Origin of the sequence: Streptomyces sp. NBC_01390 (genome assembly GCF_045040105.1) — a bacterium.
Taxonomy (GTDB): Bacteria; Actinomycetota; Actinomycetes; order Streptomycetales; family Streptomycetaceae; genus Streptomyces.
The window spans coordinates 6029587-6054582 of the sequence record NZ_CP109551.1; the positions used below are offsets into that span (position 1 = coordinate 6029587).

11 protein-coding genes and 1 pseudogene are annotated in these 24996 nt (G+C 72.4%); 3 read left to right on the plus strand and 9 right to left on the minus strand.

What is annotated here, in order from left to right:
• Positions 1-45: 45 nt before the first annotated feature.
• Both OG241_RS27215 and OG241_RS27220 read left to right on the plus strand, forming a co-directional pair.
• Positions 46-924 carry a hypothetical protein gene (locus tag OG241_RS27215; protein WP_405818760.1) on the plus strand — a complete coding sequence of 293 codons (879 nt, stop codon included), beginning with the start codon at positions 46-48 and terminating at the stop codon, positions 922-924.
• Positions 921-1706, plus strand: coding sequence for a nucleoside-diphosphate kinase (locus OG241_RS27220; RefSeq protein ID WP_405818762.1), 786 nt, complete (start codon positions 921-923; stop codon positions 1704-1706). The genes OG241_RS27215 and OG241_RS27220 overlap by 4 nt, the downstream gene beginning before the upstream one ends.
• Here OG241_RS27220 and OG241_RS27225 read toward each other — a convergent pair.
• The 9 genes and pseudogenes from OG241_RS27225 to OG241_RS27265 form a co-directional block, all read right to left on the minus strand.
• The gene (locus OG241_RS27225; protein ID WP_405818763.1) at positions 1679-2797 is read right to left on the minus strand and encodes a phosphotransferase; all 1119 of its coding nucleotides are present in this window, start codon (positions 2795-2797) and stop codon (positions 1679-1681) included. The two genes, OG241_RS27220 and OG241_RS27225, sit on opposite strands and share 28 nt — an antisense overlap.
• A 4-nt stretch (positions 2798-2801) precedes the next feature.
• Positions 2802-15428 carry an amino acid adenylation domain-containing protein gene (locus OG241_RS27230; protein ID WP_405818765.1) on the minus strand — a complete coding sequence of 4209 codons (12627 nt, stop codon included), beginning with the start codon at positions 15426-15428 and terminating at the stop codon, positions 2802-2804.
• Positions 15429-15532: 104 nt separating this feature from the next.
• Positions 15533-16072 (minus strand): CYTH domain-containing protein, encoded by a 540-nt coding sequence (locus OG241_RS27235; RefSeq protein WP_405818767.1) that lies wholly within the window; start codon positions 16070-16072, stop codon positions 15533-15535.
• 36 nt (positions 16073-16108) lie between these two features.
• On the minus strand, positions 16109-17383 hold the full coding sequence (locus OG241_RS27240) for an MFS transporter (RefSeq protein ID WP_405818769.1): 1275 nt from the start codon (positions 17381-17383) through the stop codon (positions 16109-16111).
• On the minus strand, positions 17380-18522 hold the full coding sequence (locus OG241_RS27245; protein ID WP_405818771.1) for a hypothetical protein: 1143 nt from the start codon (positions 18520-18522) through the stop codon (positions 17380-17382). Before OG241_RS27245 ends, OG241_RS27240 begins: the two co-directional genes overlap by 4 nt.
• A gap of 324 nt (positions 18523-18846) precedes the next feature.
• The gene (locus OG241_RS27250; protein WP_405818772.1) at positions 18847-19533 is read right to left on the minus strand and encodes a hypothetical protein; all 687 of its coding nucleotides are present in this window, start codon (positions 19531-19533) and stop codon (positions 18847-18849) included.
• Between the two features lie 160 nt (positions 19534-19693).
• Positions 19694-20026, minus strand: coding sequence for a MerR family transcriptional regulator (locus tag OG241_RS27255; RefSeq protein ID WP_405818773.1), 333 nt, complete (start codon positions 20024-20026; stop codon positions 19694-19696).
• A gap of 615 nt (positions 20027-20641) precedes the next feature.
• Positions 20642-20809, minus strand: a pseudogene (locus OG241_RS27260) (arsenic resistance protein); the annotation flags it as partial.
• A 270-nt stretch (positions 20810-21079) separates the two neighbouring features.
• The gene (locus OG241_RS27265) at positions 21080-21970 is read right to left on the minus strand and encodes a hypothetical protein (protein WP_405818775.1); all 891 of its coding nucleotides are present in this window, start codon (positions 21968-21970) and stop codon (positions 21080-21082) included.
• Between the two features lie 284 nt (positions 21971-22254).
• Here OG241_RS27265 and OG241_RS27270 point away from each other — a divergent pair, with 284 nt between their 5' ends.
• On the plus strand, positions 22255-24921 hold the full coding sequence (locus OG241_RS27270; RefSeq protein ID WP_405818777.1) for an RICIN domain-containing protein: 2667 nt from the start codon (positions 22255-22257) through the stop codon (positions 24919-24921).
• Positions 24922-24996: the final 75 nt, after the last annotated feature.

The following is a 24996-nucleotide window of genomic DNA, read 5'->3' on the forward strand; positions in this document are numbered from 1 at the left end:
CAAACCACCCCGCGGAACCGAACCACGAGGAAAGGCGCCTCCAGCATGGCCGACCCCACCGTCCGCCCCCCGGCGAGCGGAGTCGATTCCTTCGTCGTCGTGAAGCCCGATGCCGAGGCGGCGGGGCTGACCGGTGCCATCTCCGACTACTGGCGCGCCTTCGGGTACCGGGTCGAGGACCTCGGTACCCGGCGGCTGACTCGGCAGGATGTGTTCCGCCTGGGCACGCTGTCCTCCCGTCGGGCCGCTCCGGTGAAGCACGAGTTCAACGCCCAGTACCTCACCTCCGGTCCGGTGCGGACACTGATGATCGAGGGGCCCGACGCGATTCGGGCGGGGGTCTCGCTGAAGACCACGTTCCGGCAGAACGTCGACGCCTCCGAGCTGTTCAGCCTCATGCACACGCCGGCCGACGACGAGGAGTACTCGCGCCAGATCGCCGTGCTCCACGACGAACCGGCAGGCCCGGAGGAGGAAGCCCGGGAACTCACCGAGGACGAGGTCGCGTCCCGCTGCCTGCTCGACCGCGACACCCTGGGCGCGCTGGTCACCGAGGAGCTGCGCGCGCTGCCCGCCCGGCGGGCGGCGGGCGAGGCCGGGGTGGTCCCGGCCGAGCTGGACGCGGCCCCGTACGACCAGTATTTCGGCATCGTGATCTGGGACGACACGAAGCACTCGGTGGACGACTTCGCGGCGATCGTCCGCGAGGAGCTGCCGGAGCTGCGGGCCGACTGGGCGGTGCGCGTGGCACTGCGGATCAAGGCCCTCCTCCCCGTTCCCGTGGCGGTGCGCAGGGCGCCCGACGCCGGACGGACCTGGCAGGAGCTCACCAACCGGCACGAGCTGCGGGCATCGCTGGTCCGGGTGACCGAGCAGGAGACGGCCGCGCTGCGCGCCGTGCGTGTGGAGGGGAACGACCGATGACCGAGCACGAGACGCAGACGACGTTCGTCATGCTCAAGCCCGATGCCGTCGAGCGCGGGATCGAGGCCGAGGTCCTGGAGATGTTCGCCCGGTTCGGGCTCCGGCCGGAGGGCCGCGTGGAGCGCCGGCTGACGGTCTCCGACGTGGCGGCGCTCGACCACGAGGACGGACGCCACCGCAACCCGGTGCAGTTCGCGGTGAACTGCGCGTACCTCACCCGCAGCCCGGTCGTCGCCTGGCAGATGACGGGTCCCGGCGCCCTCGGCGTCGCGCTGACCGTCAAGGCCCTGGTCCGTCAGCGGTACGGCGACAGCGACCTCGCCAACCTCATGCACGCGGCCGAGGACGTCTGGGAGGCCGACTCCCAGATCAAGATGTTCGCGCAGGGCCCCGCCCCCGTCTCCGCCCCGTACGCGGACACCGACCCCGCCATGCACCGCATGGCCGCCGAGGTCCTGGCGTCGCCCGACGTCCCGCCCGTGGCCGGCGGTGTCACCGGCGACGAGGGCTTCGGGGTGATCCTGCACGACGACGGCTGCCAGTACCTGGACGACGTGATCAAGGGCCTGCAGGGCGGTCTTCCCGGCCTCACCTTCGAGCGCGCCGCCGCCATGGCGATCGCCGTGAAGGTGCGCCGCGACCTGGAGGTGTTCACCGGCACCCCGGCGGAGGCGGCAACCGCCCTGCTCGACCTGGACGGCCAGGGCCTGCCGGTGCTGCTGCGCGAACCGCGCGGCGGCGCGGCGACGGCCTCTCAGACCGCGCGCGGCACCCTGTCGTAGACGTCCCCGGACGACCGGCGCAGACCCGCGTCGGCGAAGTCCCGCACCCGCCCGGCGAAGCTCTGTTGCTCGGCCGGGCTCATGCCGTTCAGGTAGTCCTCGAGGGTCGCGAGGGCCACCAGGCCCGCGAACGGCAGCGCCCGGTCGTAGTCCGCGCGGCACTCCTCGGCCGGGTACGCCAGACCGCAGTGCTCGGTGAGCGTCGTGCGGTAGATCCCCAGCAGGTCGTCCTGCCACGCCCGTCGCGCCTCCGGGGCCAGCGACGACAGCAGGAACAGGGCCACATCGGTCAGCGGACTGCCCCACATCGCGAACTGCCAGTCGATCAGTAGGGCCCGCTGCCGCTCCGGCGGAGCGCCCGCCGGGGTGAAGAGCACGTTCGCGGCCCAGCAGTCGCCGTGACACAGGGAGGCGATCCCGGCTGTGGTGTGGGAGCCGGCGAGCGCCCGCGCCACGTCCAGTTCCCGGAGCGCCCGCAGCGTGTCGGCGGACGGCGCGGTTGGGCCGAAGCCGACCGCCAGTCGCGGCAGTTCGTCGAGCCCCATCCGTACCGCCGCGACGAGCGCCTCCGACCGGGCCGAGTAGAGCCACGGGTACGGGGGCGCGAGCGGATCCGCCCCGCGCCGCGCCGAAGCGGCGTGGAACAGCGCCAGGCAGCGTACGGCGGCGGCCGCAGCGCTCCGGCTCAGCCCGGCGGCCATGGTGCGGGCGAAGCCTGCGGGCGGGCCGACGTCCTCCAGGGCGAGCGCGCCGAGTCCGTCCGGCCCCAGCGCCAACCAGTGGCAGTCCGGCGACACCTTCGGGGCGGCCGGTCCCCGCGCCGCCAGGTACCGGTAGAGCTCCACCTCGCGCCGGCCGATGTCGGTGAGCAAGTTCCCCCACGCGCTGCGGTCGTCGGGCGGCCCCTTCAGGACGAACGAGCGGTCCCCGCAGCGGACCTGGTGGACGCTGCCCATCATGCCGTCCGAGTGGGAGATCGACCGGACGCCGATCTCCTCGTGCCCGGTGAGCCGCCATCCCAGGTGGCGGCGGATCCACGCATGGTCGACCTCCGCCGCGGCGGGGATCAGGCTCCCGTCCTCGGGTCGCACGCGCTCAGCCCTCCGTCTCGCGCGCCCGTCCCGCGGCCCGCGGCAGCAGGCCCTCGGCAGCAAAGCGCTCCAGGTAGCGGGGCAGCAGTTCGCGCAGCGACGGGCAAGCCCCGCTCACGGCCGACGCTCCGGCCCGGGCCCGCCGCACGTCGAGCCGGGCCCGGCGGAAGACCGGATCGGTCGACTCGGTGAACAGCGGCAGCAGCGGGTAGAGCGGGTTGTCGTCCTCGTACCGAACCTCGCCCAGCAGGGCCTCCCAGCGGTGCAGCGGCACGACGTCCAGCGGGAAGCCCGCGCCACGGAGCACGCCGACGAACTCTTCGTAGGGCAGCGGGTCGGGATGCGTCAGGTGGTACGTCCCGCCGGCGGGCTCGGTCCGGGAGAGCTCCACGATCATCCGGGAAACGTAGTCCACGGGGGCCGCGTCGATCGTCGCGTCCATCTCGGGGCAGACGCCCATGCGGACGATGCCCCGGATGAAGCGGTTGAGGAAGTCCCCGGGCTGTCCGCAGCCGCCGGCTACCGCTCCGGTGATGGCGCCGGGACGGTAGACGGAGGCGGGCAGTCCGGCGGCGCGCGCCTGCTCGACCAGTTTCTCGGCCACCCACTTCGTCTCCGCGTACCCGCCGCCGAACTGGCTGTCCCCGTGGGTCAGCGGCTCGTCCTCGTAGATCGTCGCCTGGCGCAGGTAGCCGTAGGCGTCGAAGACGGCGTCGGTCGACACGTAGTGGAACGGCTTGGCCCGGCCGGTCGCCGCGAGACTCAGGAGTTCCCGGGTCGCCTCCACGTTGGCCGGCCGCAACCGGTCGTAGGGCAGCAGGGAGTTCACCTGGGCGCCGTTGTGGTGGACGGCGTCGATCCGGTCGGCGAGCGTCCGCCGGGCCGCGTCGCCGAGGCCGAGCCCGGGGGCGGCGAGGTCGCCCGGTACGCCGATGACGCGGGCGCGTTCGGACTCGTCCACGCCGCCGAGTTCCGCGAGCCGGGCCAGGACCCTTTCCCTGGCGTGCTGTTCGTCGTCCGCCCGGACCAGGCAGTGCACGCGCGCCGAGGTGTGCCGCAGCAGGTCGAGGGCGAGGTGCCCGCCGAGGAAGCCGGTGGCGCCCGTGAGCAGCACGTCGGCGGGCTGGCCCGTGACGGTGTCGCGCGGAACCGTGAATCCGGCGCCGAGCCGGACGTCCGCCTCCAGGCGGCCGGGGATCCGGGGCGCTCCGGGGCCGGGGGCCGGGGCGGGCACGGCGGCCGGGGTAGGGGCGGGCGGGGCAGGGGCGAGCGGGAAGAAGCCGGCGGCGCGCAGTTCGGTGAGGCAGTCCTTCGCCGTCTCGGCGATCAGGCGCACGTCGTCCGGGGTGTGGGCGGTGGAGAGGAAGCAGACCCTGGTCTCCAGGACATAGATCCCCTTGAGCGCCAGCAGATGGAAGAACAGGTCGATCGCCAGCGGGAAGCGCTGGAGGCTGTACACCCCCTCGCCGATGAAGCGGAACATCGAGGAGAAGTACACGATCCGCAGCGGGAAGCCCTCGCGCTGGCAGAAGGCGTTGAAGTCGTCCGCGAGGCGGGTCACGTTCTCGGCGAGTCCCGCCTGGAGCCCGGGGCCCTCCTCGCGCACCCGGGTCAGCACCGCGTGGGCCGCCGACATCGTCAGCGGATTCTTGTTGAAGGTCCCGCCGAAGAACGTGGTCGGCGTCGTGGGGCGCGAGTCGTCCCCGAAGTTCCACTGACCGCCGTCCACGGTGTCCATGAACGCGGCCCGGCCGGCGACCGCCCCGATCGGCATGCCGCCGCCGAGGATCTTTCCGTACGTCACGAGGTCGGCCGTGACGCCGGACCACGCCTGGGCGCCCCCGGGGTGGACCCGGAAGCCGGTGATCACCTCGTCGAAGACCAGCGCGGCGCCTGCCCCGGCGGTGATCTTCCGCAGTTCCCGCAGGAAGTCCACGGGCTGGAGGTCGGGACGGCGGCTCTGCACCGGTTCGACCAGGACGGCCGCCAGGTCGCCGGCGAGTTCCCGGATCGTGGCGAGGCTCTCCGCCGTGCCGTACTCCAGCACGACGACGTCGTCCATCGGGCCGACGCCGATGCCGCGGGCCATCGGCAGGGAGTTGCTCGTACCTGCGGGCAGGGCCAGCGTCTGGTCGGACCAGCCGTGGTAAGAGCCCTCGAACATGACGAAGCGGGTGCGGCCCGTCGCGGCGCGCGCGAAGCGGAGCGCCGCCATCACGGCCTCGGTGCCAGAGTTACAGAACGCCGCCCGGGACATGCCGGTGACCTCGCACAGCAGCCGGGCGACCTGCCCGGCCTGCCGGGCCTGCGGGCCGATGTGGAACCCGTCCTCGAGCTGGCCGCGCAGCGCCTCGGTGACGAAGTCGGGCTGGTGACCGAAGAGGTGGACGCCGTAGCCCATCGAGATGTCGAGGTACTCGTTCCCGTCGATGTCCCGGAACCGGGACCCGGACGAGCGATCGACCACGATCGGGTACGCGATCTCCTTGCACAGCGGCTGGAACGGAGGCATCCGGCAGTTCGTCATGAACGGCCGCTCGCGCTCCGCCTCGTCCTTGGACCCGGGGGTCCGCGCCGCGTAGCGCTCGACGAGTCCCGCCAGGAAGGTTTCCTGGCGGGGCGTCAGCGTTTCCGGGGCGGACGGGTGCCGGGCAGCGGTGCCCGCGCCGCCGAGCGCGCTGGGAACCGAGCGGAAGCTGGGGACCGGCGGCTGTTCCACGGCCGGCTGCGGCGCGACGGGCACGGCTGCCGCGGGTTGCGGTGCGGCAAGCGGCGGCTGCGGCGACCGGGCGGCCACGAGCGCCGCCAGGTCGTGCAGCGTCGTGGCCTCCTCGAACAACTGCTGGAAGGCCAGCACCACCTGGAACCGCTCCCGGACGAACTGGCTCACGCGCATGAACGTCAGGGAGTCCGCGCCCAGTTCGTCGAAGCGGTCGGTGTCGGTCAGGTTTTGCGTCCGCATGCCGAGAAGCTGCGCCACGTGCGCGCGCAGGGCCTCGCCCACGTCGGTGACGTGCGCGGAGTCCGGCCGGGACGGCGCCGGCGGGGCCGGGACGGCAGGGGCCGGCGCGGGAAGGGCCGGGAGGGACAGCACCGGTGAAGCCTCGCTTTCGGCGATCCGGACGCGGACGCGTTTGAACGGGTAGGACGGGAGCGGCACGCGGCGCGGGACGACGGGCCCGTGGGCCGCCGCCCAGTCGACGTCGCGGCCCGCGCACCACGCGGCGGCCAGGGCCGCCGGGTCCCCCGCGCCGGTCGGCGGGGCCGGGACCGCCGTACCGGCGGCGGGCGCCTCGCCGCGGAAGATGTCCGGCCCTTGGGCCCCGCCGCGCAGGAACTCCACGAGCCTGGCGCGCAGCACGTCCAGGTCCGGTGCCACGACCGCGAGCCGGGTGCGGTGCCGCTTCCGCCCGGTCTGGAGGGTGTACGCCACCTCGGCCGGGTCTTCCGGGGCGCCCGGTTCCGCGAGGGCGTCCGTGAACCGCCGTACGGACGCGGCGAGATCGGCCTCGTCGCGGGCGGAGAAGGGAAAGACGCGGCGGACGTCGCCGCTGGCCGGGCGCGCCCCCGGTGCAGGGGCGGGAGCGGCCTCGATCAGGACATGGGCGTTGGTGCCGCTGGCGCCGAAGGAGCTCACACCGGCGATCCGCGGGGCTCCCGCGGGCCACGGCGCGGCCGTGCGCTCGACCGCGAGCGGCAGGCTGTCCCAGTCCACCGCGGTGCTGAGGCGTTCGCAGTGGATCTGCGGCGGGACGACGCCGTGTCGCAGCGCAAGCACCACCTTGATGACGCCGGCGAGGCCCGCGGCCTCCTCCAGGTGACCGATGTTGGCCTTGACCGATCCGATCCGCAGCGGCTCCGTGCGCTTGCCGAGGGCCTCGGCGAGCGCGTGGATCTCGATCGGGTCGCCGAGCGGGGTGCCGGTGCCGTGCGCCTCGACGTACGTGACGTCCTCCGCGTCGAGACGGGCGTTCGCCAGCGCCCGGGTGAGCAGGCGCGCCTGCGCGCCGCCGTTCGGCACGGTCAGACCGGCGCTCGGGCCGTCGTGGTTCACGGCGGTGCCGCGGATCACGGCCAGGACGGGATCGCCGTCGGCGACCGCCCGGTCGAGGCGCTTGAGCAGGAGGACCGCGCCGCCCTCGCCACGGCCGAAGCCGTCCGCGTCGGCGGAGAACGCCTTCGAGCGGCCGTCGGGGGCGAGCACCCGCAGCTTGCACAGCTGCACGGTCTCCTCGGGGGCGAGATGCAGCTTCGCCGCCCCGACCACCGCCGTACCGCACTCTCCCTGGCGGATCGCCAGCACCGCCGAGTGCAGGGCCACCAGCGAGGACGAGCAGGCGGTCGCGACGACCATGCTGGGGCCGTGCAGCCCGAGCTTGTAGGACAGCCGACCCGCCGCGAAGCTCAGCGTGGTGCCCGTGGAGACGTAGGGCTCGTGGCCGAGCTGCGACTCCGCCTGCCGGTAGTGGTCGTTGGTGAACTCGTCGCAGCCGAGGTACACGGCCGTGTCCCCGCCGCGCAGTACGTCCGGGTCGATGCCGGCGGCCTCGATCGCGCTCCAGGTCTCCTCCAGGAGCAGCCGGTGGCGCGGGTCCATGCAGGCGGCCTCGCGCGGCGAGATGCCGAAGAACGCGGCGTCGAAGCGGTCCACGTCGTCGAGCAGGGCCGCGCGGCGGACGTACGTCCGGCCCGGCGCGTCCGGGTCCGGGTCGTAGAGCCGGCCGATGTCCCAGCGCTCGCCCGGGATGTCGCGCACCGCGTCCCGGCCCTCGGCCAGCAGCCGCCAGAACTCCTCGGGCGAGGCCGCGTCCGGGAACCGGCACGCCATGCCGATGATCGCGACGGCCCCGTCCGCGGGCTGCTGTCGGTCGGGCTGCCGCCGGTCGTCGCCGCTCCCCCATAGGTCCATGGGCGCGGCCCCCCCGCCGGTTCGTTCTTCCGTCGGGTCGGTGTGCTCGTCGGCCTCCGCCGCGATCTCCTCGCTGAAATGCCGCTCCTCCAGGTGCCGTACGAGCATGTCGAGGCAGGGGTGGTCGAAGGCGAGCGTGGCGGGCAGGGGTGTGCCAAGCACACCGTGCAGCCGGCCGCGCAGTTCCAGGGCGCCCAGCGAGTCCATACCGAGCTCGGTGAAGCCGCGGGCCGGGTCGACCGGCCCCCGGGCGTCCCCGGTCAGCACCTCGGCCACCGTCGCCGTGACCGCGTCCCGCAGCATCCGGCGCGCCGCTTCCGGCGGAGTCCGCAGCAGCCGCGCCGCGAACGGCGCGTCGGGCGTGCGGTCCGGGGCCCCGCCGTCGGTCCGTGCCGGGCGACGGCGGGCCGCCGCCCGGTCGTTCCGTACGGCGGACAGCACGGCGCCGTCCAGGTCTGCGACGGTGGCGTGGGCCGGACCGCCGCGCGTCAGGGCCGCGAGCGCGGCGAGCGCCGCGTCCGGCCGGAGCGGCGTCTCGCCGGAGTCGCGCAGCCGCTCCCTGTGCTCCTCGGCGAGTCGGGCCGACATACCGGAGCCGGCCCAGCTCCCCCAGCTCACGGCGAGGGCCGGCAGCCCGAGCCGCGCACGGTGCCGGGCCAGCGCGTCCAGGAAGCCGTTGGCGTACGCGTAACTGCCCTGCCCGGCATAGCCGATGCGGGTGGCGAGCGAGGAGAACAGTACGAAGAAGTCCAGCGGCCGGTCCTGGGTGTGCCGGTGCAGGTTCCAGGCGCCGACCGCCTTCGGCCGGAGCACCGCGGCGCATCGCTCGGCGGTCTGGCGCAGCAGGATGCCGTCGTCGAGGGTGCCCGCGCAGTGGACGACTCCGCGCAGGCCGGGGCCGCAGTCGTCGATGATCCGGCGCAGGGCCGCCTCGTCGGCGACGTCGGCGCGGACGCAGTCCACCTGGGTGCCGGTCGCGCCGAGCGCGTCCCAGAGCGGATCGTCGACCGGAGGCCGGCCGGTCCTGCCGACCAGGACCACTCGGCGGGGACCGCCGCGGGCGATGTCCAGGGCGACGCGCAGTCCGAGCGCGCCGGTGCCGCCGGTGATCAGGTAGACGCCGTCATGACGGACCGGGAGACGGCCGCCGTCGCCGGGCTCGCCGCCGGACGGGGCGCCGTTCCACGGCCGCGGACGGGGGCGGTGCACATGGCCGTCGTGGACGGCGAGTTCCTCCTCGCCGCCGGGAGCCCCGCGGGCCAGCAGCCGGGCGACGGCCGCGAGATCGGCTTCCCAGGGCTGGGCGGGCACGGCCACGGCCACGCAGTCGAGTTCGGGGTGTTCCCGGCCGATCGTCCGCGCCAGGGCCGGGAGACCGGACAGTGCCAGCTCGCCTTCCGTGACGGGTGTGCCGAGCGCGCTCTCGCGCGTCACGAACCACAGCTGCCGGACCCCCGGCGCCCCGGCGACACTCTCCAGGATCTCCCGTGCCTCCGTCAGAACGCGTTCCGCCGCACGCGACGGGTCCTTCCCCGAGGACGGCTCGGGTACGAAGACGACGCGCGGCTCCTCCGGACCGCCGGAGGCGGCCGGTCCACCGGGACCGCGCGGCGGGAGCGCCCCGACGCGCGCCTCGTGACCGTACCGGCGCAGCTCCGCCGCGAGGCGGCCCGCGAGCCCGTCCGCCGCGCCGACGAGCAGGTAGCAGCACACCGGCACCGGGTCCTGAGCGCCGTTCTCCTCCGCCGGGTCCAGCGGCTCCCAGACCAGCTCGAAGGCGGGTGCGGGTTCGGCGTCAGCGGGCTGTTCGGGCGCTCCGGCCGGCCGGGACCCGATCCAGTGGCGCTCGCGCTGGAAGGCGTACGCCGGCAGCGGCACCCGACGGCGGGGGAACGGCGCCTCGAAGCCGGCCCAGTCGACCGGCGCGCCGGCCAGGTGGAGTGCGCGGAACGACCCGAGGACGGCCTCCGGGTTCCGCAGCGTCAGGCTCGGCAGCCAGAGCAGCTCCGCGTCGGGCAGGCAGGCCCGGCCGAACCCGACGAGCGTGGGCTTCGGGCCCAGTTCGACGAAGGCCCGCACCCCGAGGCCGTGGGCCGCCCGGACCGCGGGGGCGAACCGGACGGGGGCGGTGATCTGCCGGACCCAGTAGTCGGCCGTCTCCATCTCGCCCGGGCTCACCGGCTCGCCGGTCACGGTCGACACGATGTCGGTCTTCGGGGCCCGGTACCGGATGCCTTCGGCGACGGCCCGGAAGGCGTCGAGCATCGGCCGCATCAGCGGGGAGTGGAAGGCGTGCGAGGTGTTGAGGGCGACGGTGTCGACGCCCGCCGCGCGCAGCTCCTGGCCCAGAGAGTCCAGCACGTCGGCGTTCCCCGAGAGCACCGTGAGGTCGGGCGCATTGACGGCCGCGACAGAGACGGCGTCGCCGTGGTCCACCAGGTACGGCGTCACCCGCTCGACGCCGACGTGGACCTGGACCATCGATCCTTCGCGCGGCAGGCCGCCCATCAGCCGGGCGCGGGCGGCGACCAGCTTCAGCGCGTCCTCCGGGCCGAACACGCCCGCCAGGCAGGCCGCGACGTACTCGCCGAGGCTGTGGCCGACGAGCACGTCGGGGCGTACGCCCCAGGACTCCCACAAGCGGCCGAGCGCATACCCGACGGTGAAGAGCGCGGGCTGCGCGTCAGCTGTGCCGTCCAGGAGGCCGTCGGGGTCTGCTCCGTCCACCAGCGGGATCACGGACCGGCCGGTCAGCGTCCGCAGGACGGCGTCGCACGCGTCGACAGCGGCCCGGAACACCGGCTGGGTGCGGTACAGGCGGCCACCCATCCCCGCGTACTGCGCGCCCTGCCCGGTGAACAGGAAGCCGATCTGCGGCGCCCGGCCCTCGTCGGCCCGGGACACGAGCGCGCCGAAGTCCGGGGCGGCCAGCATCCCGGCCAGCTGCGCGCGGGCGCTTTCGGCGGTGGGAGCGAGGACGGCGACCCGCCGGTCGAAGTGCCGCCGCCCCGTCGCGGCGGTGTGGCACATGTCGGCGAACTCCCGGTCGTCGCGCCCCGACAGCCAGTCGAGGTGGCGCCGTACGCCGTCGCGCAGCGCCTGCGTCGAGCGGGCCGACAGCGGCAGCAGGTGCGCGCCGCGCTCGTGCTCCGGCGGCTCCGGCGCCGCGACGGCGGGCGGTTCCTCCAGGACGACATGGCAGTTCGTGCCGCCCATACCGAAGGAGCTCACGCCGGCCAGGCGGGGGACGCCGTCGGGCGACGGCCAGTCGCGGAGTTCGGCGTTGACGCGGAAGGGGCTCTCGGCGAGGCCGGCGAGCGGGTTGGCCTCGGTGAAGTTCAGGCTCGGGGGCAGCATGCGGTGCCGAAGGCTCAGCGCCGTCTTGATGAGGCCGACCACGCCGGCCGCCTCGTCCAGGTGCCCGATGTTCGTCTTCACCGAGCCGATCGCGCAGTACGTGCCGTCGCGCCGGGCGCTGCGCCGGAACGCCTCAGTCAGACCGGCGATCTCGATCGGGTCGCCGAGCCTGGTGCCGGTGCCGTGGGCCTCCACGTACGAGATCTCGTCCGCGCGCACCCCCGCGTCGCGGTGGGCCTCGGCGATCACGTCGGCCTGGGCGGCGACGCTCGGTCCGGTGTAGTCGACCTTGCCCGCGCCGTCGTTGTTGACGGCCGATCCCCTGACGACGGCGTGAATGGGGTCGCCGTCGGCGAGCGCCGCGGACAGCCGCTTCAGCACCACGACGCCCAGCCCGTTGCCGAAGACCGTGCCGGCCGCGCGGGCGTCGAAGGCCCGGCAGTGCCCGTCGGGCGAGAGCATCATTCCGTCGCGCCACAGATAACCGGTGTGCTGCGGGGTGATGACTGACACGCCGCCCGCCAGCGCCGTGTCGCAGTCACCGGCCAGGATCGCCCGGCAGGCCAGATGCACGGCGACCAGCGAGGTGGAGCAGGTCGACTGCACGTTGATGCCGGGGCCGCGCAGATCAAGCTTGTACGAGACGCGGGTGGCCAGGTGGTCGCGCGCGTTGCCCTGTTCGATGCGCAGTTCGGTGGGCTCGTCGAAGTGCCGGTGGCTCAGGAAGGCACGGGAGCCGAGCTTCACCGGGAGCACGTTGTTGACCAGGTACGTGCTGAGGGCGGCGCCCGCATAGACGCCGGTCCTGCCCTGCCGGGGGTCGATGCCGGCGTTCTCGACGGCCTCCCAGGCGCATTCGAGGAACAGGCGCTGCTGCGGGTCGATCACCGCGGCCTCGGCGGGGCTGTAGCCGAAGAAGGCGGCGTCGAAGCGGTCCGCGTCCGCGACGGCGGCGACCGCGGGGACGAAGTGCGGGTCCTGAGTGCTGTCCTGCTCCAGCCTGAAGAGCTCCGTGTCCGGGAGCGTCCGGATGGACTCGACGCCGTCGCGGAGGTTGGCCCAGAACTCCGTGAGGTCGCGCGCGCCGGGGACACGGCAGGCCATGCCGATGACGGCGACGGCATCGTCGACGGGGTTCGCGGGCTGAGGCTCGGGCTCGCCGTCGGACCCCGGCGCGTCCTCGGGCCGCCGTTCCGACTCGCCCTTCGGCTCCGACCCCGCCAGGAAGCGGGCCAGCGATTCGACGGTGGGGTGGCGGAACAGCGCCACGGCGGGCAGCTCCCTGCCGAGGGCGGTCTCGATCCGCTGGTGTGCCTGGACGAGCAGGACGGAGTCGCCGCCCAGTTCGAAGAAGTTCCGGCCCCGGTCGACGTCCGGGAGTTCGAGCAGTTCGGCCCAGATCCGCGCGACGGACTCCCGCAGGCCGGACAGGCGGTCCGGCCCTACGACCCGCGCCGGCCGGGCTTCCACATGGCCGTCCGGCAGCGCGCGGACGTTCACCTTGCCGCTCGGGGTGAGCGGCAGGGCGTCGAGCACGAGGACGGCCGCCGGCACCATGTGGTCGGGAAGCCGGTCCGCCAGGCCCGCCCGGATCCGTTCGACCGTCGTGCCGTCCGCGTCGCCGTCCCGCAGCACGACGTACGCGATCAGGCGGGTGCGTCCCTTGGCGCCGGCCCTGGCGGCGACGACGCACTCCGCGACCGCCGGGTGCTCCGCGAGGACGGCCTCGACCTCGCTCGGCTCGACCCGGAAGCCGCGGATCTTCACCTGGTTGTCGGCCCGGCCCAGGCACTCGATCGTGCCGTCCGGGCGGTAGCGGCCGAGGTCGCCCATCCGGTAGAGCCGCCGGCCCTGGATGCCGAACGGACTCGAGGTGAACCGTTCCTCGGTCAGTTCCGGCCGGCGGTGGTAACCCCGGGCGAGGCTGTCGCCCTCAGCGTAGATCTCCCCCGTGGCGCCGACCGGGAGCGGCCGGAGCGCCTCGTCGAGGATGTAGAGGTTCATGTTGTGTACGGTCGCGCGGCCGACGGGGACAACGTCCGGCCAGTCGCCGGGATCGCCGGCGAGGGTGTGGGTGGCGACGTCGATGCACTCGGTCGACCCGTAGTGGTTGTGGATCACGCACCCGGTCCGGCGGGCGAACTCGCGGATCTCAGGGGTGATCCGCAGCACCTCGCCGCCGACGATCAGCTCGCGGAGGCTGGTGGGCGCCGGGGCGGTCCGTGCGGCCTGCGCGATCTGCTGCAGGGTCACGAACGGCATGTACCACTTCTCGACGCGCTGGCTCCGGACGAAGTCGAGCAGCGCCATGGGATTGCGCCGGGTGTCCTCGTCGACCTGGACGAGGGTCGCGCCCGTGGAGAGCCCCGCGAGGATCTCGTGGAAGGCGACGTCGAAACTGATGGGCGAGTAGAGGAGCGTACGGGTGCCGGGGGCGGCGAGCCATGCCTCGCGATGCCAGGCCACGAGGTTGGCCAGGGCGGCGTGGTCCACCAGGACGCCCTTGGGCCGGCCCGTCGAGCCGGAGGTGTAGATGCAGTAGGCGAGCGCCTCGGCCGGAACCTCCGCCGAGGGGATGCGCGCGTCCTCGGACTCCGCCGCGTCCGGGCCCGTCCCCGCCGCGTCCGTGTCCGGCCGTACGAGGGTCAGGCCGGCTAGCCGTTCGGCGAGGACCGGGTCACGGTGCGGCGACACGTCGTCCGTGATCAGGACGCGCACATCCGCGTCCTCGATCATGAAGGCCAGGCGCTCCGGCGGGTAGGCCGCGTCAAGCGGGACGACGACGCAGCCGGCCTTTAGTACGGCGAGCACCGCGACGACCTGCTCCGAGGACCGGTCGAGGCAGAGGCCGACCATGGCGCCCGGCGCGGCGCCCGCGGCGGTCAGCCGCCGGGCGAGGCGGTCGGCCCGCCGGGCGAGGTCCGCGTAGCGGAGCCGGGTCTCGCCGAACTCGACGGCGACGGCGTCGGGCGTGCGGGCAGCCTGTTCCTCGACCAGGCGGTGGACGGCGACGCGGCGGTACGGCGTACGGACCGTGTTCCACCGCTCTTCGAGCGCGCCCTGCTCGTCCTCTGCGGTCAGGCTCAGCAGCGTCGCCACGGTGACGCCGGGCCGGTTGAGGGCGGTGGCGAGCAGGCGGTCGAGCTGCTGCGCCGCCCGCGCGACCGTCTCCGGTTCGTAGAGTGCGGCGTTCGCGGCCCAGTCGAGCGCGATGCCCCGGTCGAGGCGCCGGGCGGTCACCCGCAGGTCGTGCTGCACGTACCCGGCCGGGATCTCGTACTCCGCCACCGCGAGCCCGTCCGGCCGGGACAGGCCGCCGACCGGGGGGAGTTCCAGCTCCGAGTCGAACAGGACCCGGAAGAGCGGGGTGCCGTCGGCGGCAGTCTCCTCGTTCGGCGCGTACGCCGCCTCTGCCGTACGCCGGACCAGGTCCTCGAAGGCGTCGTCGTCGCCGATCGGAAGCCGCAGCACGGCGATGCCGCCGCAGGGGCCGAGCAGCGGGCGCGCGGCGTCGGACCCGCGGGTCGAGACCGTCCGGCCGAACGTCGCCTCCGCGTCGGTGCCGTAGCAGCGGAGCAGGACAGCGAAGGCCGCGGTCAAGACCGTGGAGAGGGAGCAGCCGAGCCGTTCGGCGAGCAGCTCCGCCCGGGCAGCCCTGGCCGCGGTCAGCACCTGGCGGTGGGATACGGCGGCGCGGGTGTCCTCGGGCGGTCGCGGTCGGAACACGGGCAGCCCGCTGGGCTCCGGTTCGCCGTCGTGGCAGCCGGCCCGATGCCGCGTGCGCCGGTCCGCCGCCGCGCCGCCCGGGGCGTGCCGTCCGGCGGCGTACTCCCGGTAGGGGCGGGGCGTCCCGCCGCCAGGCGCCCCGTCCGGCGCCCCGCCCCGGGGCGGACGCGGCTCCAGGATCTCCCGCAGGACGTGCAGGAGCGTCGCCGCGTCCGCCACGGCGGCGTGCAGGGAGAGCGCGAGCACGTGGCGGTCGCTCGAGAGGCGGACGAGCAGCGCCCGCCACAGCGGGCCGGTGCCGAGGTCGAAGGGCCGGGCCGTGAACGCCTCGACGATCTCCCGTACGTGGGGCGCGTGGGCGTCCTCGGTCCCGGTCACGTCCTCGACGGTGAGGTCCTGTTCCACGGCGGGGAGCACTCGTTGCACCGGCCGGCCGAGGTCGGTCCGCAGCACGGTGCGGAGGATCTCGTGCCGGGCCGTCACCCTCTGGAGCGCCTGCCGCACTCCGATCTCCGTGAGGGGCCCGGTGAGCAGCAGCGCCCGATGCACGTGGAGCGCGGCGCTGCCGGGCTCCAGGCGGTCGAGGACGAACACACGCTGTTGTTCGGGGGATGCGGCGAACTGCTCGTGATCGGGCATGGCGGTGCGTGGCGCTTTCGTTTCGGCAATTCGGCGGAGGGCGGCGGCTTTCGTGCCGGGGTCGCCGGACGCGGGGGAAGGCTGCGTGCGCGCCCGGCGGTCGGTCAGTCCCGCGCGGAGGGCGGCTCGGGCGCGGTGCCCGGGGCCGGGTCGAGGACCGGCGGGACGCCACGGCTGAGATGCCGGTTGCCCCACTCGGCGCGGCCTGTGACGTCCTCGCCGAACCAGTCGGGGGTGGTGAACTCGCGGGCCTGCGCGACGTCGTCGAACTCGACCTCTACGACCCGGAGCCCCGCGAGAACGCCGGTGTAGACATCTACGGAGGCGGTGGTGCCCGACGCGTCGAGCGCGACGTTCCATCGCTCCTTGTCCAGCCGATCGGGCGCGAGCTCCCAGAGCTGGTCGAAGATCTCCCGCGGAATGGGGAACTCGACCTCCTGGCGGACGTTCACCGACGGACCGCCGTCGGACCGGGGGGCCTTGACCGTCATGAGGAACGCCTCGTCCTTGGCCCGGAGCCGGACCTCGACGCGGGACTCGGTGTCGGTCAGGTATGCCTGCCGGATCGCCATGCGGGTGCTGCCCTCCGGGATGCGCCAGCCCTCCCGTACCAGGAACTTGCGCTCGATCTCCAGGGGTACCACGGGAACTCCATTCCTAGGGACGGGCCGGGGGCGCCGCTACACGACAGCGGGGGACGCCTCCCGGTCCAGGGGGTCGTTGAGCCGGCGCAGCGGGGTGAGCCAGACCAGGCCCATCCACAGCACGAGGCAGCCGCCGGCCAGCACGATGGTCCGGCCCTGGCCGAACCACTGGGCGCTGAAGCCGCCGACGAGCGATCCCAGGGGCAGCGAGCCGTGGGACAGCAGGCGGTAGCCGGCGGTCACCCGGCCGAGCTTCTCCGGCGGGCACATCTGCTGACGGGCGCTCATGGAGTGCACGTTGTAGATGCCGAGGCCCGCCGAATACAGGCCGATGCCCACGACGCAGACCGCCCCGCGCGTCAGTCCCGCAGCGAAGACGGCGCTCGCCGCGACCAGGACCATGCCGACGCCCACGAGCACTATGCCTGCGGTCATCGCGCCGACCCGGGTGACCACCGTGCCGAGCCGGTCGGACACCGCTGCGCCGCCGACTCCGCCGACGGCGCCCACCGCGTACAGCAGGCCGATCTGGAGCGGCGAGAAATCCAGGGTGCCGGCGGCGTAGAGCACGAAGATCGTCAGGTACGCCTGGATGAACAGGTTGGCCACGCCGCCCGAGACCCCGAGCATGAGCAGCGGCTTCGACCGGAGCACGAACCGGAACCCGTCCACCACCATCACCCGCCACTGCTCCCGGACGGGCGGACGCTCCGCGGTCCGGGTCTTCAGCGACGCGATGAGGCCGCCGGAGACCAGGAAGCCGACTGCGTCCATCAGGATGGCGTAGGGCGCGGTGAGGGTCTGCACGAGAAGTCCGGCGAGGCCGGGGCCGACGACATCGGTGACCGAATAGCTGGCGTTGACGGCCGCGTTGCCCGCGACGATCTGCTGCTGCGGAACGATCTGCGGCAGCATCGAGTGGTGGGCGACGTCGCCGAGAGCGGCGAGGCAGCCGGTCAGCGCGCTGAGGACGTACAGCGGACCGAGACTGAGGACGTCCAGCGTGGCGAGCAGCGGGACGCCGAGGAGGAGCACGCCGCGCACGATGTCGCAGAGGGCGTTGACCAGCCTGGGCGAGTACCTGTCGCTGACGACGCCAGCGATCGGCGTCATGAACAGGGTCGGCACGAGGTGGGCGGCGGTGAGCATTCCGAGCTGCGCCGCGTCGGCGCCGAGCAGGGTGACGGCGGTCAGCGGCAGGGCGAGGACCGTGACATGGGCGCCGACGCCCGCAACCGTGATCGCCGCCCAGAAACGACGGAAGTCGCCGTTGCGGAACACCTCACGCCGCCGCGCGGCGGACGAACTCACGTCGCGTCGGCGTCCGCGCAGGCCGGGACGATCAGCTCCCGTGCCACGAGACTGTCGTAGTAGGTGAGAACGTCGTCCTCGCTCACATCGACGCCCTGCTCGGACATGATCTTCCGGGCCGTCGCCGCGGCCTCGGCCCGGGGCCTGCCGTGGGCGACGCCCCACAGCAGGACGCCCTCGCGGCTCAGCTCCACGCCCGCGCCGACCTGCTGCGTGACGACGAAGCCGTCCGAGAACGCCAGCAGCGTGTAGCGGGGGTTGCGGCGGGTGTGCGCCGGCCGGGGGTCGGTGACGGGTGCGTACTGGTAGCCGGTGGCGGCCATGGCCAGGAGGTCCTGCGCGAGCCAGATGTTGCGGGCGACGGCGTCCACCGGGTCGGCCAGGCCGAGGTCCCGGATCACCGCGGACAGCTCCGCGCCCTGCGGGCCGCCGTCACCGAAGGTGCGCGCCCACTTCGCCCAGAGCCACTTGGTGTTGACGTACAGGTCGCCGGCGGCGCAGAGGTACGCCTCCGCCGCGAAGTAGACCATTTCCCGCGACTGGTACTCGGCTGACTGCAGATCGCCGTTGAGCACGGCGCCGGAGACATCCTCGGCGGCATTCTGCGCGTCCTGCGCATGACGGGCTATGAGGAGTTTCCGGAACTCGTCCCCGGCGTCCGTCAGTTTCTTGCTCAGCCGGCCGAGTTCCCCGTCGTCCACGACGATCTCGCTCAGCAGGAAGCGCGTTACTCGGTCGAGCCTGGAACGGCTCGCGAATCCGATCTGCTCGGCGTCGGCGGAAGTCGCCGTGAATGCGGAGAAGCGGTCGATCAGCGATTCCAGATCGCGCAGCTTCAGATATTCGACGTCGACGCGCTGACCCTCGAAGAACAGCTGCTCCTCGGTGTCGCCCTCTCCGTCGTCGAGCACGACGAACAGGTCGATGTCGGAGCACGGCGAGCCCAGTCCGGCCAGCGGCGCGCCACCCGTGTAGATGCGACGGAACCCCTGATTGGCGGCCATGTGCTGGGCCATCCGCGTGCCCCGGCCGCGGATCGCGTCCAGCTTCTCGGCGAACTGCTCGGGGCTCAGCGGCGCGTCGAGGCACCCCGCCGCCGCAAATGTGCGCCCGGCGTCGTTGGTTCCTGTCGCGGTCATTCCAGCCTCCCTTGTAGGACGACGCAGTGAGGGCTGCGGAATCGACCGCAGCCCTCTCCCTGAGTTCTACGAATCAGGGGCGATACAGATGAGTCACTCGGCGATGTCGAGGACCACGTCGGAGGGAAGCTTACCCATATCAATTCACCCCTTTTCAGTGCGAGTTCGGAAATCCGAACGGAACACGACCGGAATCGAGGGGCTGCTCAGGAGGATGCAGTGAGCCATCCGCCGGAGCGCCTCCTCGTTTCGCTGGAACCATATGTCGGCGGTCACCCGGACCGAAAGACTCCGCAGTCCGGTCCCGGCCGGTGGGGACGATCTTCAGGGCCGGGGCCGAGCGAAGAGGCCGGCCGCGTCGAACTTCTCGATGAGCGACCGCCGGTGAGCGGGTGTCATGCGTTTGCGCGCCGCCTCCTCCGCGGACTCCCGGTCCACGCCGTAGTGCCACAGCCGTTCCCCGGTCGCGGTGTCCACCAGGAAGGACCGGTCCTTGGCGGCGGGGCCGCGGACGACGAGCGAGACGGTGCCGGGCTCCGCGAGAGCGCGTGCAGCATCCGGTGGTGCAGGGCGTAGACGGCCCCCGCGCGTTCCTGCCGTACGTGCAGCGCCCGGGGCGCCTCCAGCGGCGTCGCGTCGTCGGCTCCCCGAACAGGGTGTGCCGGAAGGCCCTCTTGAGCACGACGCCCGCGAAGGACCAGCGGTGGTTGTGGAGGAGGTCGTAGCAGCCCGACCAGAAGGCGTGCGGCCGGACGCGTATCCCCGACTCCTCGTCGGTGTACAGCACGACCTTGTCCAGCTGCTGACCGAGCCGGCGGCGACCTCCGCGTCGGGGTGCTCGCACAGTGCCAGGAGTTCGGGCCGGTCCGGGAGCTCGTCCGGCGCCCGCCGGACGATGCCGGGGGCCTCGTCGAGCCGTTCCAGCAGCTTGCGGCTCGCCGCCTCCACGGCGTCCACGTCCTCCCAGTCGAGCGAGCGCAGCGGCTCGACGAGTGATGCGAGATCCTGCACGGATGGCTCCCCTTCGCGACTGCTTCGGCGCGACGTGGATGTCCCGCCGGCGGGACATCCACGTCCAGGGCCGGGCAGGACCGGGCATCCCAGCGACCGTGCCACGACGGGCCGCGCGGGCGGCCAGCGGCCATGGCAACTAGCCCAATCAGGGAGCCGTTCAGGCAGTGGCTCGCTCGCGGAGCTGGGAATGGCGCAGCGCTTCGTTGAGGCGCTGGGCCTCTTCGAGCTGGTCTTCGAGGATGACGATGCGGCAGGCGGCCTCGATGGGGGTTCCCTGGTCGACGAGTTCCCGGGCGCGGGCGGCGATGCGCAGCTGGTAGCGGGAGTAGCGGCGGTGTCCGCCTGCCGAGCGCAGCGGGGTGATGAGGCGGGCTTCGCCGACGGCGCGGAGGAAGCTCTGGGTGGTGCCGAGCATCTCGGCGGCCCGGCCCATGGTGTAGGCGGGGTAGTCGTCGTCATCGAGACGGCCGAAGGAATCGTCTGCTGTCATCGCACCTCTCTGTGGAACGCATGGAGGGGCCCTGGTGCCATCTCGCACCAGGGCCCCGAAGGAACTGCTACACCATCTGCCGGCCCCAGTAATGCGCCGGCCTTCTGTTTCCGCCTGCCTGGCCTGAACACTGCCGGGGGTGCGGGGATCGCGAATGCGTGACCGGAGACCACCTCACTATCGATGTCCTGCGGTACCCGGACCCACTGTTCGTCCGGGCGATCCTGATGGCGCGGGCTCCTCCGTTCTTCCCTCTGATCTATCACTTACCGAACCGGTACTGCGGTACTGCTGGTGGCCTGGAACAGCGCCACTCTCCGGCAGCCAGCCCCGTCGCCGTCCTGCAACAACCCTGGCTTCGGAACTCCACCGCTACACCGTCCTGCACACTGCAACTGCGTACTACTGCCCGGCAGTTCATCTCTGCCGGGCCCTTCTTGATCTCGGCTACGAGAGAAACCATAACTGGCACGCCACCCAATGTCTACTCCAGCCAACACAGATTTCCGCGGGTCCGGCTGCGAGATAGTCGCCCACGAACGGGACAGCGAACAAGCAGACCACTGCCCTGGCCATGACCTTGCCTGCGAAGGCCATCACCAACAGGTACAGGTACAGGAACAGGAACAGCGGCAGCAACGGCATCTGGGCCACGAGCAGCAGTAGGGTCGCGGCCAGCAGGCGGCCGCTGGAGCCGCCAGCCAGGCTGGAGAAGACGATCACGTAGTGCACCAACGGACACAGCAGCACCAGCAGCACCCCGACCCGCACAGCCTGGTCGGCCCCTCGGCGGACCCCTGACCACAGCCCGCGAGAGCATCGACACCCTCGCGTTCAGCGGTGACAGCGGCACCCTCTACGCCGGCAGCGCCCATGTCCCGCTCCAGCGGTACACCGTGGACACCGAGCGCGCGGTGACACGGGTCTGCGAGCGGGCCGGCGGCGCGGACCTCACCCGGGACGCGTGGCGCACGTATCTCCCGGATGTGCCGTACCGCAAGCTCTGCTCGGTCTGAAGGACATCCGGGAGGTACGTGCTTCACGGGGTCCAGGTCACCGGGTCGTACCGGTACCGGCCTTGCCGGACAGCGCGGCCGTCACATCCACGGAGACGTTCTTCAACGGCACGGTGACCTTGAAGAGCACCGGCTTCGCGTAGAAGCACTTCGCTTTGGCGTCGCACGTCTTCGTGTCCCGGTACGGAGTCCGCTCCAGGCGGCTCATGCCCAGCGCCACGTCGCGGATCATGCCGCTGCCGAGGTTGCCGGGGCAGAAGTCGATCGAGTCGAGCACGGTGAGGGTCAGCGCGCGCATGTTGAGGGTGGTCTTCGACTTACCGTTCACGGTCGTCCGGGCCAGAGAGTACGTCCCGGTGATCTTCCGCTGGTCCGGCACGAAGGTGCCGTCGGTGAGTGCCACGCCGCTGAGACCTCCCGCGACGAATCCCGGGGTGGTTTTCAGGTCGCTCCAGGCGATCGGAAGATCCGTTCCCAGGCCCGCCCCCTTGAGGCTGTAGTTCTGCCCGAGCACGGGGGAGGCGGAGGCGGAGGCGGAGGTGAGCTTGCCCTTGAGGCTGTTGACGATCCCGCTGACGGCCTTCTTCGTCTCGCCGGCGTTCCGGAAGTCGGCGAGTACCTGCTTGCCGCCGGCCTTGGTCCGCCCGTGCGTCACCGGGCCAGGCGTGAGGTAGGTCCTGTACAGCTTCTGGGCTTCGGGCATGTCGAAGAGGCCGGTCCACAGCCCGATCACCTCCGAGGCGGTGTCAGCCGCCTTGCGCGCGTCGGCCTTCTTACCGAAGGCCGCGCACTGCGCCGGATCCTGCTTCGGGAACGACGCCCCGGAACTGGAATTCGATGCCGCGTTCGCCGTGGAAGCCGACGCGCCCACCAGCAGGCCCGCGGCGATCAGGGAGAGGGATGCCCGCAGTCTTCTGTTGCTCTTCATGGAGGACTTTCTTCGATGACCATTGGTCAGATTCGTCAGGTGGCTGCTGCCGGGACGTCTCCGACAGCATGACCAAGGCTGGCCGCCCTCGTGTTGTTCGGCATCCCCCTCCACCAGGGCAAACAACCCCGCACCCCGAGGTGACCTGGAAAAGTTTCTCGTTCAACGAGGCAACCTTTGTGACGCCTGTGACCACAACGAGTCGGGTTCAGTCATCGCGGTGCCTGGAGCGGTGCCTGGACTCGCCTTCGTCAGGTGAACGTATGCAAGGAGAACGCCTCACCATGAACAACTCCACGAACGGCGGGCGCCGCGGGCGTCATCGCCGTCGCTGGACCGCCTCCGCTCTGCTGCTCGGGGTGCCCCTCGCCGTCGTGCCGTATCTCCTGTTCACTCAGGACGACTCGCAGGCCGCGACGGTCGACGCCAATGCCTACTACCGGCTGGTTTCCGTACGCAGTGGCAAGGTGCTGGACGTCAACGGCTTCTCCACCGCCGACGGCACCCGCATCCAGCAGTGGACCGACCAGAACACCGCCAACCAGCAGTGGAAGCTGAGACCCACCGGGGACGGCTACTACGAGCTGGTGAACCGCAACAGCGGCAAGGTGCTCGGCATAGCGGGCAACTCGACCGCCCAGGGGGCCGCCGCCGAGCAGCAGACCGACAGCTCCGCCACCTCCCAGGAGTGGCGGATCGACGATGTGAGCGGTTCCGACGCCGTCACCTTCACCTCCCGTAGGAGCAGCCAGGTTCTGGACGTCTCCGGAGGCTCCACGGCCGAGGGCGCGCCGATCATCCAGTATCCCGGCAGGGGCGGCACCAACCAGCAGTGGAAGCTGGTGCAGTCGGCCCAGACCCCGGCGTCCGGGACCGGCAGCACTCAGACCACGGCCACGGCCACGGCCGGACCGTATGTGTGGAAGAACGCCCAGGTGGTGGGCGGCGGTTACGTCACCGGGCTGGTGTTCAACCAGAAGGAGAAGGGTCTGCTGTACGCCCGCACCGACATGGGCGGCGCCTACCGCTGGGACACCGGGGCCGAGCAGTGGATCCCGCTGACCGACTGGCTCGGCGAGAAGGACTGGAACCTGCTGGGCATCGACGCGCTGGCCACCGACCCCGTCGACCCGGGCCGGCTCTACCTCTCGACGGGCACCTACACCAACGAGTGGGCGGGCAACGGAGCGATCCTGCGTTCCACCGACCGGGGCCGTACCTTCCAGCGCACCGATCTGCCGTTCAAGCTGGGCGGCAACGAACCCGGCCGGGGGGCGGGCGAGCGGCTCGTGATCGACCCCGCCGACCACGGCACCCTGCTGCTGGGCACCCGCAAGAACGGCCTGTGGCGCAGCACCGACTACGGTGTGACGTGGCGTCAGGTCTCGTCGTTCCCCGTCAAGGACGGGGCGGGCAGCGGCGCGGGCATCTCCTTCGTGACGTACGGCCCGGCCGGCAGCAACACGGTCTACGTCGGTGTCAACGACACGTCCAAGCCCCTGTACCGCTCCACCGACGGCGGCAGCAGCTGGCAGGCTGTTTCCGGGCAGCCCACCGGCCAGCTGCCGCAGCACGGTGTGGTCTCCGGTGACGGGTCGCTGTACCTGTCCTACAGCAACAGCATCGGCCCCATGGACGCGACGACGGGCTCGGTGTGGAAGTACACCCCGGCCGGCGGCGCGTGGAAGAACGTCTCTCCCCCGCAGGGCTCCTACGGGTTCTCCGGTCTGGCCGTCGACCCGCAGAAGCCGTCCACGGTGATGGTCACCACCCTCGACCGCTGGTGGCCCGAGGACGAGATCTACCGCACCACCGACGGCGGCACGACCTGGAAGGCGCTGGCGGACAAGTCGGCGCGGGACGTCTCCGGCGCGCCGTACGTGGGCGACCACACCGGGCACTGGATGACCGCGCTGGCCATCGATCCCTTCGACTCCGGGCACGCGCTGTACGGCACCGGCAATGGCATCTGGAGCAGCAAGGACGCCAATGCCTCCGACAGCGGTGGCACCAGCCACTGGGCCTCCGGGGCCCGCGGGCTGGAGGAGACCTCGCTGGCGGACGCGATCGCCCCGCCCGGTGGCGCCACCCTCATCACCTCCATGGGTGACCAGGGCGGCTTCCGCTACGCCTCCAACGACTCCCTCACCCAGGTGCCTTCCGGCCGGATCGCGAACCCGCTGATGAGCAGCAGCAGCGACATCGACTTCGCCCAGTCCAGCCCCTCGGTGATGGTCCGCGTCGGCCGTGGCGGCGACCAGGACGGCGCATACTCCACCGACGGCGGCAGCACCTGGAACGGCTTCACCGCCGAACCCGTCCCCAGCTCGAACATGGGCCACGTCGCCCTCTCCGCGGACGGCTCCACCATCATCTGGGCCGAGGACAGCCAGGCCCCCTACCGCTCCACCGACAAGGGAGCCCACTGGACGAAGGTCAACGGCCTGGGCACCGACGCCGTCGTCGTCGCCGACCGCTCCACCGCCAACACCTTCTACTCCCTCACCAACGGCACCCTCAGCGCCAGCACCGACGGTGGCGCGACCTTCACCACCCGCACCACCAACCTCCCCTCCGGCCGCCTCACCGCCGTCCCCGGCATCAGCGGCGACCTGTGGATCGCCGCCGGCGACAGGGGGCTGCTGCACTCCACCGACGGCGGCCGCACCTTCACCACCCTCGGATCGGTGAAGTCCGCCTCCGCCCTCGGCTTCGGCAAGGCCAAGACCGGCACCGACTACCAGGCCCTCTACCTGATCGGCACCGTCGACAACGTCACCGGAGTCTTCCGCTCCACCGACAAGGGCGCCACCTGGCTCCGCGTCAACGACGACGCCCACCAGTGGGGCGCCATCGGCAGCCTCGGCGTCATCACCGGCGACCCCGACACCTACGGCCGCGTCTACATCGGCACCAACGGACGCGGCCTCCAGTACGGCGACCCGTCCTGACCCAGGCGCCATGGTGGGGCCGCAGGGCGTAGTCCCTGCGGCCTGCGGCCCCACCGTACGGGCGTCCCTGGTGCC

Coding starts and splice junctions, on each gene's coding strand:
- OG241_RS27215 (WP_405818760.1), top strand. CDS start 46: ATGGCCGACCCCACCGTCCGCCCCCCGGCGAGCGGAGTCGATTCCTTC.
- OG241_RS27220 (WP_405818762.1), top strand. CDS start 921: ATGACCGAGCACGAGACGCAGACGACGTTCGTCATGCTCAAGCCCGAT.
- OG241_RS27230 (WP_405818765.1), bottom strand. CDS start 15,428: ATGCCCGATCACGAGCAGTTCGCCGCATCCCCCGAACAACAGCGTGTG.
- OG241_RS27245 (WP_405818771.1), bottom strand. CDS start 18,522: ATGACCGCGACAGGAACCAACGACGCCGGGCGCACATTTGCGGCGGCG.
- OG241_RS27255 (WP_405818773.1), bottom strand. CDS start 20,026: ATGACAGCAGACGATTCCTTCGGCCGTCTCGATGACGACGACTACCCC.
- OG241_RS27265 (WP_405818775.1), bottom strand. CDS start 21,970: ATGAAGAGCAACAGAAGACTGCGGGCATCCCTCTCCCTGATCGCCGCG.
- OG241_RS27270 (WP_405818777.1), top strand. CDS start 22,255: ATGAACAACTCCACGAACGGCGGGCGCCGCGGGCGTCATCGCCGTCGC.